Source organism: Nocardia sp. JCM 34519.1, assembly GCF_020361265.1.
GTDB classification, from domain to species: domain Bacteria; phylum Actinomycetota; class Actinomycetes; order Mycobacteriales; family Mycobacteriaceae; genus Nocardia; species Nocardia arthritidis_A.
Map to the genome: position 1 here is coordinate 689,458 of NZ_JAIRBR010000001.1, position 12,903 is coordinate 702,360.

General features: G+C 66.0%; 14 protein-coding genes and 1 pseudogene. 9 read left to right on the forward strand and 6 right to left on the reverse strand.

Translation table 11 applies throughout. The features are described 5' to 3' along the window. Nucleotide 1: 1 nt before the first annotated feature. From LGY53_RS43440 to LGY53_RS03310, 3 genes and pseudogenes are all read right to left on the reverse strand, one after another. A complete protein-coding gene (locus tag LGY53_RS43440; protein ID WP_308102789.1) occupies nucleotides 2–472 on the reverse strand; it encodes an NAD(P)H-binding protein in 471 nt (156 codons plus the stop codon). A gap of 40 nt (nucleotides 473–512) precedes the next feature. Beyond that, nucleotides 513–695: pseudogene (locus LGY53_RS44345) on the reverse strand (NAD(P)H-binding protein); the annotation flags it as partial. A gap of 17 nt (nucleotides 696–712) precedes the next feature. Next, nucleotides 713–1,324: a TetR-like C-terminal domain-containing protein gene (locus tag LGY53_RS03310; protein WP_225725124.1), complete on the reverse strand. Its 612-nt coding sequence runs from the start codon at nucleotides 1,322–1,324 to the stop codon at nucleotides 713–715. Nucleotides 1,325–1,433: 109 nt separating this feature from the next. Between LGY53_RS03310 and LGY53_RS03315 the strand changes: the two genes are divergently transcribed. The 3 genes from LGY53_RS03315 to LGY53_RS44035 all read left to right on the forward strand — a co-directional run bounded on the left by LGY53_RS03315 (nucleotide 1,434) and on the right by LGY53_RS44035 (nucleotide 4,968). Next, a complete protein-coding gene (locus LGY53_RS03315; RefSeq protein WP_225725125.1) occupies nucleotides 1,434–2,162 on the forward strand; it encodes a DJ-1/PfpI family protein in 729 nt (242 codons plus the stop codon). Between the two features lie 41 nt (nucleotides 2,163–2,203). Next, the gene (locus LGY53_RS03320) at nucleotides 2,204–3,145 is read left to right on the forward strand and encodes an RNA polymerase sigma-70 factor (RefSeq protein ID WP_225725677.1); all 942 of its coding nucleotides are present in this window, start codon (nucleotides 2,204–2,206) and stop codon (nucleotides 3,143–3,145) included. 104 nt (nucleotides 3,146–3,249) lie between these two features. Beyond that, complete coding sequence (locus tag LGY53_RS44035) at nucleotides 3,250–4,968, forward strand: YncE family protein (protein WP_225725126.1); 1,719 nt, start codon at nucleotides 3,250–3,252, stop codon at nucleotides 4,966–4,968. Here the strand turns inward: LGY53_RS44035 and LGY53_RS03330 are convergent. Beyond that, entirely contained in the window at nucleotides 4,902–5,894 is a 993-nt protein-coding gene (locus LGY53_RS03330) for a MerR family transcriptional regulator (protein ID WP_225725127.1), read from the reverse strand. The two genes, LGY53_RS44035 and LGY53_RS03330, sit on opposite strands and share 67 nt — an antisense overlap. A gap of 90 nt (nucleotides 5,895–5,984) precedes the next feature. Here LGY53_RS03330 and acpM point away from each other — a divergent pair, with 90 nt between their 5' ends. Continuing rightward, complete coding sequence (gene acpM / locus LGY53_RS03335; protein ID WP_167477697.1) at nucleotides 5,985–6,290, forward strand: meromycolate extension acyl carrier protein AcpM; 306 nt, start codon at nucleotides 5,985–5,987, stop codon at nucleotides 6,288–6,290. Beyond that, nucleotides 6,287–6,718 (forward strand): SRPBCC domain-containing protein, encoded by a 432-nt coding sequence (locus LGY53_RS03340; protein WP_225725128.1) that lies wholly within the window; start codon nucleotides 6,287–6,289, stop codon nucleotides 6,716–6,718. The genes acpM and LGY53_RS03340 overlap by 4 nt, the downstream gene beginning before the upstream one ends. A gap of 54 nt (nucleotides 6,719–6,772) precedes the next feature. Here the strand turns inward: LGY53_RS03340 and LGY53_RS03345 are convergent, their stop codons facing one another. Then, a complete protein-coding gene (locus LGY53_RS03345; protein WP_225725129.1) occupies nucleotides 6,773–7,717 on the reverse strand; it encodes an AraC family transcriptional regulator in 945 nt (314 codons plus the stop codon). An 87-nt stretch (nucleotides 7,718–7,804) separates the two neighbouring features. Here LGY53_RS03345 and LGY53_RS03350 point away from each other — a divergent pair, with 87 nt between their 5' ends. The 4 genes from LGY53_RS03350 (at nucleotide 7,805) to LGY53_RS03365 (ending at nucleotide 11,606) form a co-directional block, all read left to right on the forward strand. Beyond that, a complete protein-coding gene (locus LGY53_RS03350; RefSeq protein WP_225725130.1) occupies nucleotides 7,805–8,125 on the forward strand; it encodes an EthD family reductase in 321 nt (106 codons plus the stop codon). A 120-nt stretch (nucleotides 8,126–8,245) separates the two neighbouring features. Beyond that, entirely contained in the window at nucleotides 8,246–9,439 is a 1,194-nt protein-coding gene (locus LGY53_RS03355; RefSeq protein WP_225725131.1) for an FAD-dependent monooxygenase, read from the forward strand. A 376-nt stretch (nucleotides 9,440–9,815) separates the two neighbouring features. Then, complete coding sequence (locus LGY53_RS03360) at nucleotides 9,816–10,319, forward strand: hypothetical protein (protein ID WP_225725132.1); 504 nt, start codon at nucleotides 9,816–9,818, stop codon at nucleotides 10,317–10,319. A gap of 141 nt (nucleotides 10,320–10,460) precedes the next feature. Beyond that, nucleotides 10,461–11,606: an asparaginase gene (locus LGY53_RS03365; RefSeq protein ID WP_225725133.1), complete on the forward strand. Its 1,146-nt coding sequence runs from the start codon at nucleotides 10,461–10,463 to the stop codon at nucleotides 11,604–11,606. 107 nt (nucleotides 11,607–11,713) lie between these two features. On the opposite strand, the gene LGY53_RS03370 is transcribed toward LGY53_RS03365, so the two are convergent. Next, complete coding sequence (locus tag LGY53_RS03370; protein WP_225725134.1) at nucleotides 11,714–12,796, reverse strand: serine hydrolase; 1,083 nt, start codon at nucleotides 12,794–12,796, stop codon at nucleotides 11,714–11,716. Nucleotides 12,797–12,903: the final 107 nt, after the last annotated feature.

Sequence of the window (12,903 nt, forward strand, 5' to 3'; positions counted from 1 at the left end):
ACTACCTTCGATCGCGACGGAAAGCATCGCGTAAGCGCGGCGTTCCCTGCGTGGTGACCAAATCGACGCGGCCACCGATGTTTCGGTTTTCGGTGGCCGCGCGCAGCAGTGCGTCGGCCAGATCCGCACGCGAGGTGTACCGCCCCGGAATGCTCGATGGCGCCAAGGTGTAGTCAGTGATTCGAGTGTCGTCGAAGAGTCCGGAAGCCCGGATTATCGTCCAGTCGAGGCCGCTGTCTCGAACGATCGTCTCCATGCGGCCCAAATCGGCGTATGCGGTGCGCCCCAACCTGAGCAGGATCGGCATGAGCACCAGCCGGAAGAGCAAGGTCTCGCCCGGCGCCGGTTTGCCCGCAACGCACACCGAGCTGACGCAGACGAGTCGCCGAACCCCTTGCGCCGTCATGGCTTCGACGATGTTTCCGATGCCGTCGGAGAATATCGAGACGGGTTTGCGGGTTGTACGTGCCACCGAGTGCCGATATCACCGCGTCGTGCCCGCGCACCGCGCTCATTACCGAATCGGCATCCAACGCGTCCGCCCGCACGACCCGCACTTGATCGGCGATGGGGAACTCACCTGGGCGGCGAACCGCGGCGGTTACCTTGTGCCCCTTGTCGATTGCCTGCCGGACTACCCGCAAACCGGTACGGCCGTTCGCGCCGAACACCACGAGATCCACTTGATTCTCCACCCCACGGATATCGAGAATTACTCCGCCGCATAGCCTTTCAGCAGCGGGATGATGAGCGAATCGATAATTCGCCGGTAATACGCACCGTCTATCGGCGTTTGCTGGTCGAGCAGTCGATAGAAGATCATCGCGGGCACCACGTCCGCGATGAGCTCCGTATCGGCGCCGTCCGCGATTTCACCGCGTTCACGCGCCCGGCGGACGATGGCGGTGTAGGCCGCGCGGCGCGGCGCCGCGATGGCCCGGTCGACGGTTTCCCGCAGCCGCCGATCCCGATTTATCGCCGACGCCAACGCGGACAGGATCTCATCGCGGCGGCTGCTGCGATCGAGATACATTGCGCCGACGGCGATCAGATCCTCGCGCAGGCTGCCGGTATCGGGCAGCGGCTGATCCCAGGCCAGCGCCTGGATGGCATCGCGCACCAGCTCCGATTTGTCCTTCCAGCGACGGTAAACGGTCGCCCGGCCCGCACCGGCCCGCGCCGCGACCGCATCCATCGTCAACTTGTCGTATCCGACCTCGGGCAGGATTTCGCCGACGGCCGCGAGCAGCGCGCGGTCGCGATCCGGATCACGCGGCCGCCCAACAGGTTTCGATGCGGCCTCGCCGCCGGACTCGGTTGGCACGGCGTCAGCGTAGCTCGCTCGCAATTACGAAACAAGAGTGGCTTGTATCGGATCTCGCCTTACGATACGCCTGTCTACTTATCAGAATCCCAAGCGATCAGGACCTTCCATGACACAGCTCGCGATCGTCACCTACCCGGGTATGACGGCGCTCGACGCAATCGGACCGTATGAGGTCTTGCGCGGCCTGCCCGGCATCGAATTCAGATTCGTCTGGCACGAACCCGGTCCGATCACGACCGACAGCGGCGCGCTCATCCTCGGCGCGACACATACCTTCGAGGAGACACCCGCGCCGGATATCGCGCTGATCGGCGGGTCGAGCACGGCGACGATGGCGACCGCGGGCGATCCCGCGGTCCTGAAATGGCTGCGCGCGGTACACCGGACCACGACCTGGACGACGTCGGTGTGCAGCGGATCGCTGATCTTGGCCGCGGCCGGGCTGCTCGACGGCAAGGCCGCCACCGGCCACTGGGCCGCTCAGGGCGCGCTCGCCGGGCTCGGCGCCCAGCCGCGGCGGGGCGAACGGATCGTCCGGGACGGCAAGATCGTGACCGCCGCCGGTGTCTCGGCGGGCATCGAACTCGGACTCTGGCTGATCAATGAAATCGCCGGATGCGAGCGCGCCGAGGCCGCACAGCTCGCGATCGAATACGACCCGCATCCGCCGTTCGATTGCGGGCATCCGAACAAGGCCACGGCGCGAACCAAAGCCGCGGCCGCGGTGCTCGGCAAGGATATGGTCGGCGCGCGTGCCATCGGCGGCGAATTCGTCGCGGGCTCGAAGGTGCTGTGGGCCAGTGCGATTCGCCGGGCGCGGGCGCGCAGGCGCTGACTCCGTGCTCCGTTCCGGCGCGGCGGTGGTTGACTGTGGTCATGCTCGGTGTGCGTGAGGTCGAGGTATTCGAGGATTCCAGGGCGCGGTTGACGGCGATCGCCTACCGGTTGCTCGGCTCGGCGAGCGATGCCGAGGACGCGGTGCAGGACACGTATCTGCGCTGGCAGGCGGCCGACCGCGAGTACGTCGAGACGCCGACGGCCTGGCTGACGAAGGTACTCACCAACATCTGCCTCAACCAGCTCGCCTCGGCGCGGCTCAAACGCGAATCCTACGTCGGCCAGTGGCTGCCGGAACCGATCTTGGACGGTGACCGGATGCTCGGCCCGGCCGACACCGCCGAACAGCGGGAATCGGTTTCGATCGCGATGCTCACGCTGATGGAACGGCTTTCGCCCAAGGAACGCGTCGTGTACGTGCTGCGCGAGGCCTTCGGTTATTCGCACGGCGAGATCGCCGAGGTCCTCGACCTCAGCGAATCGAACTGTCAGCAGATCTATCGGCGCGCCAAACAGCATCTGGCGACCGGACGCACCCGCGTGCACGTCGACGCGGCGGCCGCCCGCAAGATAGTCGAGGAATTCCTCACCGCGGCACTGAGCGGCAACACCGACTCGCTGGTCAGGTTGCTGTCCGACGACGCGATCCACATCGGCGACGGCGGCGGCCTGGTGCCGTCCCTCGCACAGCCGATCGTCGGCGCGCTGGCCGTCGCCCGGTTCCTGCGCGGCAGCTTCAAACCCACCGAACACAAACGGAATATGCTCGGCGGCGCCCCCACCTTCTTCGCCGCGCTCGCCAACGGTGTGCCCGCAATGGTGGCCGTCTCCGGCGACCGCGTCGTCGGCGTCATGACCTTCGACCTGACAACCGACGGCGTCGCGGCCCTACACACCCAGGTCAACCCCGACAAACTCGACCGCGCCAGCCAACAGTGGGCCACCACGAACCACAGCCACCCCCTCCTCGAATCCTGGTGATTCGCTGGGGGTCTCGGTGGCTATGCTGGCACGGCTGATCGTTTGCTGGGAGGGGTGCCGTGTTGGGTAATAGCCAATCAGTGTGGTTGCGGGTGGATTTCGGGGTGGCGGAGACCTCGGCGGCGTTGCTCGGCGCTGACGGTGCGTCGTGGCCGCTGCGATTGAGCGAACGGGCGGCGGCAATGCCGTCGGGTGTGTATCTGTCGCCGTCGACGGGGCTCAAAGTCGGTGCGATGGCGCGGGAATACGGCGCGGCGGATCCCAATCGGTATGCGGCCGAACCGAAACGGTGGATCGAGGATGGGCGACCGGTCTGCGAATTGGGTGGGACGGCGGTGCCTGTGCATGTGGTGGTCGCGGCGGTGTTGCGCGCCGTGATCAACCGGGCACAGGCCGAATGCGGATGGCAGCTGCCCGCGGGGCTGGTGCTGACCCATCCACAGCGGTGGACGGCGGCCCAGACGCAGGTGCTGGTGGCGGCCGCGGCGGAGGCGGGATATGCGCCCGATCGGCTCCGGCTGGTCGCGGAGACGCCGGAAAACGTTCCGGCGTCCGGATATTCGGCGCAACTCGGGGCCGTGCCCACCGTTGGGTATCCGGCGCACCACGAAATCGCGCCGAACGGCGGATACCCTGCCCACCACGAAATCGCGCCGAACGCCGGATATCCCACACACCGCGAAACCGCATCTGTCGCAGCAGAATTCGTCACACATCCGGGCCCACTCGGTCCCCAATCGGGGGTTGCGCCGCAGGCGAATACGGCATCCCGCAGCTCCGTCCGGCTAACGGTGCTGATCGCCGTCGGCGTGGTCGTGTTGGTCGCCGCGGTGATTACCGGGCTCGCCATGATCGATTCCGGGGGCGGCGGGGAGCAGGGCCCGAAGGAACCGTTCGAGAAAATCGCCGTCGGTCGCTCACAAGGCGTCGGCTATACGACCGTCGACCCGGTCAATCACCGGGCGTACACGTCCGACACCTCCAGCAATACGGTGTCCGTCATCGACACCATTGCGAAGAAAACCATCACACAGGTGCAGATGGATTCCTCGCCGCGCTCGCTGGCGGTTGACCCGCAGAACCACACGCTCTGGGTGCTCAGCGGGCAATACCAGGATGGCTTGGGGCTGAAGAAGATCGACACCACGACCAACACCGTCGTCGGTACCGCGACGGCGCCGGGCAACACGCGAGAAATCGCGGTCCATCCCGTCACCCATGAGGTGTATGCCAGTCAGGCCAATGGTGATGTCGTGGACCGAACCACCGGCGCGCGGGTGGTGGCGTCGACCATCGACCCCACCACACTGCAGATCAACGGCCGGGTCCTGGCACCGGGCCACGGCATCGACATCGCCATAAATCCGGACAACGGACAGGTATATCTCTACGGCGGTGGCGATGTGAAAATCGTCGACCCGACCACCAAATCGGTGGTGAAACGGATCGAATCCCCCGTCGGCGGACAGCGGATGGTCGTCGACCCGCGGACGAACACCGCATTCGCGTCATCGGAGACCGGCATCGTGGTGATCGATCTCGCCGGCGGCACCTACGTCAAAACCATCGGCATCGGCCACAAAGTGTTCTGGCTGGCGATCGATCCCACCATCGGTAAGGTCTACGCACCCGAAACCGGCGCGTCCGGCACCGCCCGCCTCACCGTGATCGACACCGCGACCCGCGCCGTCGCGAGCGCGATCGATATGGGCGGCTCCGCCGAGGGCCTCGCGGCAGATCCGGTGTCCCACAAGGTCTATGTGCGTCCGCTGCGGTCATACGTGTACGTCGTCGACCCCTGCGCCTCGGTGCGGTGCGACTGACCCGTTGACGCGCTGGAGTTGGCCAGTGCGTCATATACCCAGTTGTGGGCCTGCCCCACGGTGACCCGGGTCCCGAGGAACCGCGCCGTCAGTTCCCAGTAGCAGTGGATACGGTGATCGGTGTCGGTTGCGTTGCGCAGCAATCGCTCCCGGAAACGCGGGGAATCGCGGTCTCCGCGCGCTCTGGCATGGGCGCCGACGAAGCGATCCAGTTCGCTGCCGCCGTGTGGCGGCACGCCTTCGGTCACGTGCGCGACGACATCGGTCATCACCTCGCTCACGGCTGAGTACAGTCCGAGGCGGTCGCGGATCAGCTCCGGCTCGCTCCGCCAGAGTTGTTGTCGCACAGTTTTTTTCATATCCGGATTGGCTGCGAGCGCGGCCAGCTCGGCATATGCGACGACCTCGTCGACGGACGGATCGGCGGGCGGCTCCGGGACATTCCAGTACACGTAGATGTCGATCTCGCGCCGCGGTATCGGGGCGAGGACGCGCCGCCAGAACCGCACCAGGCAATCGTGTGCCGCACCGCCGTCCTGTGCGGCGGCCAGCAAGGCGAGGCGCTCGGCCCGCTGCGCCGGAGCGGCCGCCTCGACGGCCCGCAGCGCCGCACGCCGCCAACCCAGCGATCTGAATTCGAGATCGAGACGGGCGCTTTCGGCGGAGACGGCATCGGCGATCGACCGGTTCCCGTGCAGCACATCGGTAATCGAGCCGAGTCCCAGACCGAGTGTGCGCAACCGCCGGACCAGCAGCAGTCGTTCGATGGCGCTTTCGGCGTCGAACATTCGATGCCCGCCCGCGCTGCGCCGGGATTCCAGAATGCCTTCGTCACAGTAGAACCGGATCGTGCGCACCGCGAACCCGGTGGCACGCGCCAATTCCCCGATGCTCACCAGAGCGCTTACCTGTGTGCTGTCTGTCACAACGTGTTGAACCTCCACCCCGGTGGAGCTTTTAGCGTACTGGCACCGCCGCATCGCACCGTTGCGGCACACACCGAGAAAGGGTGCCTAGTGGCAACAACGCAGGAAGAGATCGTCGCCGCCATCGGGGAAATCGTCGAGGAGGTGACCGGTATCGACGCCGCGGACGTGACGATCGAGAAATCCTTCGTCGAGGATCTGGACATCGACTCGCTGTCGCTGGTGGAAATCGCGGTACAGCTGGAGGACAAGTACGGCATGCGGGTTCCCGACGAGGACATGGCGAGCCTGCGAACCGTCGCGGACGCGGTGGCCTACGTGCAGCGGATGGAGGCCGAGAAGCCCCAGCTCGCCGCGGAGATGGAGGCGAAATTCAAGGAGGGCCAGGCGAATTGATTGCCGATCCACGGTTGAATCCCGCCGCCATCGAACTCGGCAGCTTCTTCCCACAGCCACCGGACACCGTCTGGCGCGCGTTGACGGAGCCGGATCTGTTGGCGCGGTGGCTACTTCGGCCGACCGGATTCGCCGCGACGGTCGGCACCCGGTTCCGATTCCCCATCCCGGACCCGCCGAACGACGAGATCGCCTGCGAGATACTGATATCCGAGCCAGGCGCGCGGCTGACCTACACCTGGACGTATCCGCCGCTCGACGGCATCGCCGATTGGACGATCCGCCCACAGGGCCGCGGCACCCGACTCCTGTTGACGCAGACGGGTTTCGACATCGGAGACCGTCGACAGCGGATGGTGCGCAATGCGCTGGAGCGACGCTGGAAGCGTCACGTCCTGCCGCGCCTCGGCGAGGTCATTCACCACTGACCCGGCCGTGCGGGCCTTCGAAGGCCTGGGTGGTGGTCGGGAAGGGCGCGGTCGTCAGTGACCTCGGATGTCTCGTCGCCAGCGGGCGGGCGGCATGCGGTAGCGGTTCTTGAACGCGCGGCTGAATGCCGCCTCCGATGTGTAGCCGACTCGCTCCGCGATGAGCGGGATCGAGAGGGCGGTGTCGCGGAGCAGGTCGGTGGCGGCGTCCAGGCGGACGTGCGCGAGGTAGGTGGCCGGTGGTTTTCCGACGCGGGCGGTGAATCGGGCGGCGAATGCCGACCGGGAAAGGTTGCACGCTCGAGCGAGTTCCTCGACCGTCCAGTCGTGGCCGGGGTCCCGGTGAATGGCGCTCAGGGATGGGCCTAGATGCGGGTCGAACGCACCGGCCAGCCAGTTCGGTTCGGCGTCCGCGCCCGCGGCCCAGGTGCGCATGATCTGAATGAACATCAGATCGAGGATGCGGGAGATCATCACCGCCGAACCCTGTGAGGGCGAACGCATTTCGATGAGAAGCATCCTGCGGGCGACCTCGAGCCCTTCCGGCACAGGGGTTCCCGCGCCGCCGAGGACGACCACGGCGGGCAGGCTCCCGAGCAGATGGCTCGCCTGCGGGTCGCCGATCGTGAATGTTCCGCAGAGCCAACGCGTTTCCCCGGGGGCGGTGATCGCTCGATTGCTGATGCGGTGGGAGTCGCCGCGCGGGAGCAGGACTATATCGCCGCGGCCTACCCGCTCGACGTGTGGGTGTCCGTCTACCCGGAGCTCGACTTCACCCTCTTCGATGATGTACAGGCTGCCGAATTCGGCGAAGTCGAGCGAAAAGGTCTGCGGCGGAGCGTATTCAGCGATCCGTTCGCCGCTCAGTCGAACGCTGCGAAGCAGCTCCGAGAGCAAGTCGTCGCCGACCGCGGGCGGATCGCCGGGTTTCTGTGGCGACCCGAGCGAATCAGCTTGCGTCGCTGGACGATCGGCAAGTTTTCCCGGCGGAGCGGTCATGGTCGCTGCCCATTCCTCTAATTACTGTCGACAACCGTGAGCGGGTGCGCTCGCTGGTATCAAACAGGATCAACCGAGAGGTAAGCCATGACGGAGCAAGGCAATCCTACCAAGATCAGCTTTATCTACTCCAACCCGACCGACCCGGACGCCTTCGAAGCAGCCTACCCCGAACAGCTCACGCTGGCGCGCAAGCTCCCCGGTCTGACTCGGCTGCAGGCGTCGAAGGTCTGGCCCAAGGAGGACGGCAGCCCGACCCCGGCATACCGACTGCTGGACCTGTACTTCGCCGACTACGCGGCCGCAAGCGCCGCCGCCGCGGAGGCAGGCCCCCTCGTCGCCGCCACCCGCGAGCACGCCACCGGGGGCGTCGCGATCGCATTCGCCGAAGTCATCGAGGACTGCTGACCCGGCGACGCGAATCCTCCCGGCCACACCGATGAATTCCGGATGGATCCATCGTCGATACGTCTGGATACACCGACAGCGGTCGGTGACAGCAGGTCCGGATAGTGAACGGGAGGCGCGGTGAGCGGTATCAGGGTGTTGGTGGCGGGGGCGAGCATCGCGGGGCCCGCGCTTGCCCACTGGCTACGTCGGCGGGGAGCCGAGGTGACCGTGGTCGAGCGGGCCCCCGAGCTGCGTCCCGGCGGGCAGGCGGTGGACGCGCGCGGGGTGACCAAGGAGGTCATCCGGCGCATGGGATTGGACGCGGCCGTGCGCGCGGCGCGCACCGAGACCGCGGGCGCGTACACCGTGGACGCCGACGGGAACGTGCTGGAGACCTTTCGCGCGGACGATGCCGGCGGCGACGGGTACATCTCGGAGATCGAGATCCTGCGCGGAGACCTGTCTCAGGTGCTCTACGACGACACCCGCGACGAAGTCGAGTACATCTTCGGCGACCGGATCGCCGAGCTCACCCAGGACGCGGACGGGGTCGACGTGACCTTCGCGAACGGCGACCGGCGGCGCTTCGATCTGGTGATCGGGGCGGACGGACTGCATTCGGCGCTGCGCGCGATGGTCTTCGGGCCGCACGAGCGGTTCGTCCGCCATCTCGGACTCGTGCTGGCCTTCTACAGCGTGCCCAACGAGTTCGGGTTGGACCGCTGGCTGCTCGACTATCAGGAGTCCGGGCGTTCGGCCGGCCTGCGACCCATCCGGGACGCCACCCGGGCGATGGCCATGTTGTCCTTTCCCTCAGGGGATTTCGACGTCGACTACCGCGACATCGCGGCTCAGAAGAGCCTGCTTCGCGAGCGGATGGCCGGGATGGGCTGGCTGACCCCGCGCATCCTCGCCCACCTGGATGACGCTCCGGACTTCTACCTCGACCAGGTCGCCCAGGTGACGATGGACCGCTGGTCGAGCGGACGGGTGGTGTTGCTCGGGGACGCGGCGTTCAGCTCGTCACCGATGTCCGGAGGGGGCACCGGACTGGCCCTGGTCGGCGCCTATCTGCTGGCCGAAGAGCTGGCCGCCGCCGAATGGGACCCGGAGATCGCGTTCGCCCGGTACGAGACTCGGATGCGTCCGTTCGTCGAGGCCAATCAGGAGATCGGCCGGTTGCACGTGCGCAGCCTCATCTCGCCCGAACCCAGCCCGGATTTCGAAGCCGAGTGGTTCGCCGAGTTGATCGAGCGCGCCATCAACGGCGTCGAACTGCCCGACTACGGAACTCCTGCCGGACCGCCGATCACTTCCTCCGCCAAGCCATAGGCGCAGATCCCGCGGCCGGATCGATAGCGGGAGCTGTCTCGGCAAGCAGCCATCGCTGTTTTGCGGTCGTACCCGATGGCAGGGCACTGTCAACCTGGCCGGGAACGTCCGCGCGATGGACCGGCCGTGTGCTCTCATGGGGTGACCCGCATCCCCACCGTGATGGAAAACCACTATGTCCGACAACGTAATCGACTGGTACGACTGCTCTGGCAAGCCCGACGGCAACTACGTTCACCCGAGCGACCCCACGAAGTTCATTACGTGCGTAGCCCAGAAGATCGATACGAGAGAAGCTGCCCGCCGGGCACCCGATACGACGCGGACACCGACACATGTATCCCGATGTGACGCAAGACAATCCGGCACCCGTTGAATGAGTGCGACCAAGTTCGTCGAGATCGATGGTCGGGGCTTCTGGGCGCTGGACGACGCGCTCGATGTGTGGCTTGCCTACTTGGTCGACCAGATCGGCGATCGGCTTCACGCAGACGATGCTTGGATTGCCGATTTGCGTGACCAGTGGGTTCTTGTCGCCGCGATCAGCGATTACGGCATCACGATCGACTTCGATACGCAAGAGCATCGCGACCGTATCCGCGAATTCGCCGAGGCCGCCCGTCGCGTCGCATCTGAGGTCGGCGATGTGACCGTGGATCGGTTGCGCCAGTGGCTGATTCTGGACGACATCGCCGTATCGGACGGCCACGCACGCCGCCCCGAAGGCGTCCAACTGAACCGCATACTCGAGGTCGCGGACGGGTTCATCGCGCTCCTGGACGGGCGGCTGCCTCCGGACCCGCCGGCGGGCTGGTGGTTCCTCGGAACCGGCGAGGGAATGAGCGAAATCGGCCGGTCGACTCGTCCCTCGAACCCGTAGTTAATCACCTCGGGCACATGACATTTCAACCGACTTCGCCGACAGGCGGGCGGTTGTGGCGGCGCATCACCCTGCGGTATCGCCTCCGCTCAGACTCCGGGGTGATCCCGGTGAATGCTGCCGGTTCCTACCGTCATCGGCATGCCTCGAACGAAGAAATTACGAGATACCCACGCCCACAGGATCATTCGTGGCAGCGTCGCGCTACTCGCGTCGGCCGCCGTCCTCGGGGGCTCGGCCGTGAGCGGCCTCGGCGTGGCCGTCGCCGATCCCACCGGCCAGCCCGTGAAGCCCACGGTGGCGGTGATCGGACTGGGCGGAACGATTGCGGGCGCATCGGATCGCCGCACGAACGTCGAGACCTACGAGCCCGGCAAACTCTCGATTTCGGACCTGGTCGGCTCACTGCGTCCGGAGGTCGCCGAGGTGGCCGACCTGTCGACCGAGGAATTCGGCCATCGGGGCTCCACCGATTACACCCTCGCCGACTACTACGACTTGGCCCGGTTGATCGATCAGCGGCTCGCCGATCACGACGCGGTGGTCGTGAGCAGCGGCACCGCGACCATGGAGGAGCTGGCGTACTTCCTGGATCTCACGGTGCGCAGCAGCAAACCGGTGGTCGTCACCGGGGCGATGCGGCCGTGGACCGCGATCGGTAGCGACGGGCCGCCCAACCTGTACAACGCGATCCGGCTGGGCGCCAGTGGACGGACGAAATGTTTCGGCACCACCGTCACCCTCAACGACCAGATCTTCCCGGCCCGCGACGCCGCCAAAACCGACTCCACCCGTCTGAACACCTTCACCACCCGCGAATACGGCGACCTGGGCACCATCGATGAGGCGGGAGTGCGCCTGCAGCGCGCCCCCGCCCGGATCAAGGATTGCGGCGACCCGGGTAAGTGGGAGACCCCGTTCGACCTGTCGACCATCACCCGCGAGTCGCTGCCTCGCGTCGAGATCGCCTCCGCCTACCTCGCCGCCGGCGGCGAACCCGTCACCGCTGTTGTGGAGGCCGGCGCCAAGGGAATCGTCTTCGCAGGCACCCCGTCCCCCGGGCAGATGACCGCAGCGACCGCGGCCGCTACCCACGGGGTCGCCGTGGTCGCCGCCAACGGATACGGTTCCGGCGCGATCTCGGTCGATCCGAAAGTCGGGGTGATCAGCGCCGGCGATCTGGCTCCGAAGAAGGCCCGCATCCTGCTGCTGCTCGCCCTGACCAAGACCGCCGACGCCCATCAGATCAGCGAGTGGTTCCGCGGCTACGGCAATGAGCAGTTCTGAGAGCCGCTTGCTCATCCAGCCGACCGCAAACTGCCCCGTCCCGGCGGTGAGATCGACTGCGGCCCAAGGGCATCCGCTCATACCGCTGAGCCGGCCGCTTCGTCCCTTCAATCGTTGGTCGTGAATGCCGCGTCAAGCAGGTCGATGAAGATTCCCGTGGGTGGCATGCCCCAGTCGCCGTTGACGTTTTGGGCGACGGTGCGGTGGCCGTCCTTGGTGCCGTACAAGTACGACCAGGTGCCGAAGATCATTCCGCCGTGTCCGTACACAGTGGTGCCGTTGGGCAGCGTTACCGACGAGATGCCGAGTCCGTAGCTGTAGCCGTCCAGCCAGGTGCCGTCGGGAACGGGGATCATGGTCAGCATCTCGTCGAGCTGGGCGGGCGGCAGAATACGTCCGCCGAGTAGGGCACTGAGAAATGTGGTGAGATCGTCTGCGGTGGAAATGATTTCGCCCACGCCGAAGGCGTAGGACGGGCTGATCTCGCTGACATCGTGGATCGCGGCTTGCGGGTCGGTGACCATCAGCGTCGAGTAATTGTGCACGTGCGGACCGCGGAAACCGGTGTCGGAACCGGGTGCGTAGGTGTCGGTCAGCTTCAGTGCACGGCTGATCCGATATTCGATGGCCTCGGCATAGGACAGGCCCGAGGCGCGTTCGACGATCATCGCGGCGACGACGAAATTCGTGTTGGAGTAACCCCATTGGGTGCCGGGTTCGAAGTCGGCGGGGTGGGATACGGCGATTCGTACCAGCTCCTCGGGGGTGAACTTGTCGAAGCGATGCTCGAGCAGTTCGGGTGTCCAGTGCGACTCGAGCATGCGTTCGTCCATGGTGTAACCGAAGATCCCGCTGGTGTGGTTGAGCAGCTGTCGGATGGTGATCTTGCGCCCGTCGTGGCCGTTGCCCTGTACCAACCCCGGTAGCCACTGCTCGACGGTGTCGTCGAGGCCGAGCTTGTGCTCGGCGGCCAGTTGCAGGATCAGGGTCGCGGTGAAGGTCTTGGTGATGCTGCCGACCCGGAACTGGTCGCGGGGTCCTGCGGGTCGGTTGCTGCCGGTGTCGGCGACGCCCGCCGACAGGAAGGACGTGGATTCGCCGTCGCGGATCTGGGCGAGGGCGCCGGGGTAGTTCTGTTGCGTCACGGCTTGTTCCAACACGTGCTGGACGGTGTGACCGGTGGTGTTCATCTTCAGCTCTTCTGGTTTCCGTTTCGCGGCTTTCGCGATGAGGAAAAGCTATGTTGCATTCGAATATTCGTCAATCATATATTGCGCAATAGAATGCTATATATGCA

Bases quoted from the DNA above. Each gene is read 5' to 3' on its own strand.
- LGY53_RS03360 (WP_225725132.1), top strand. From the start codon at position 9,816: ATGAGTGCGACCAAGTTCGTCGAGATCGATGGTCGGGGCTTCTGGGCG.
- LGY53_RS03370 (WP_225725134.1), bottom strand. From the start codon at position 12,796: ATGAACACCACCGGTCACACCGTCCAGCACGTGTTGGAACAAGCCGTG.
- LGY53_RS03315 (WP_225725125.1), top strand. From the start codon at position 1,434: ATGACACAGCTCGCGATCGTCACCTACCCGGGTATGACGGCGCTCGAC.
- LGY53_RS03365 (WP_225725133.1), top strand. From the start codon at position 10,461: ATGCCTCGAACGAAGAAATTACGAGATACCCACGCCCACAGGATCATT.
- LGY53_RS03320 (WP_225725677.1), top strand. From the start codon at position 2,204: ATGCTCGGTGTGCGTGAGGTCGAGGTATTCGAGGATTCCAGGGCGCGG.
- LGY53_RS03350 (WP_225725130.1), top strand. From the start codon at position 7,805: ATGACGGAGCAAGGCAATCCTACCAAGATCAGCTTTATCTACTCCAAC.
- LGY53_RS03345 (WP_225725129.1), bottom strand. From the start codon at position 7,717: ATGACCGCTCCGCCGGGAAAACTTGCCGATCGTCCAGCGACGCAAGCT.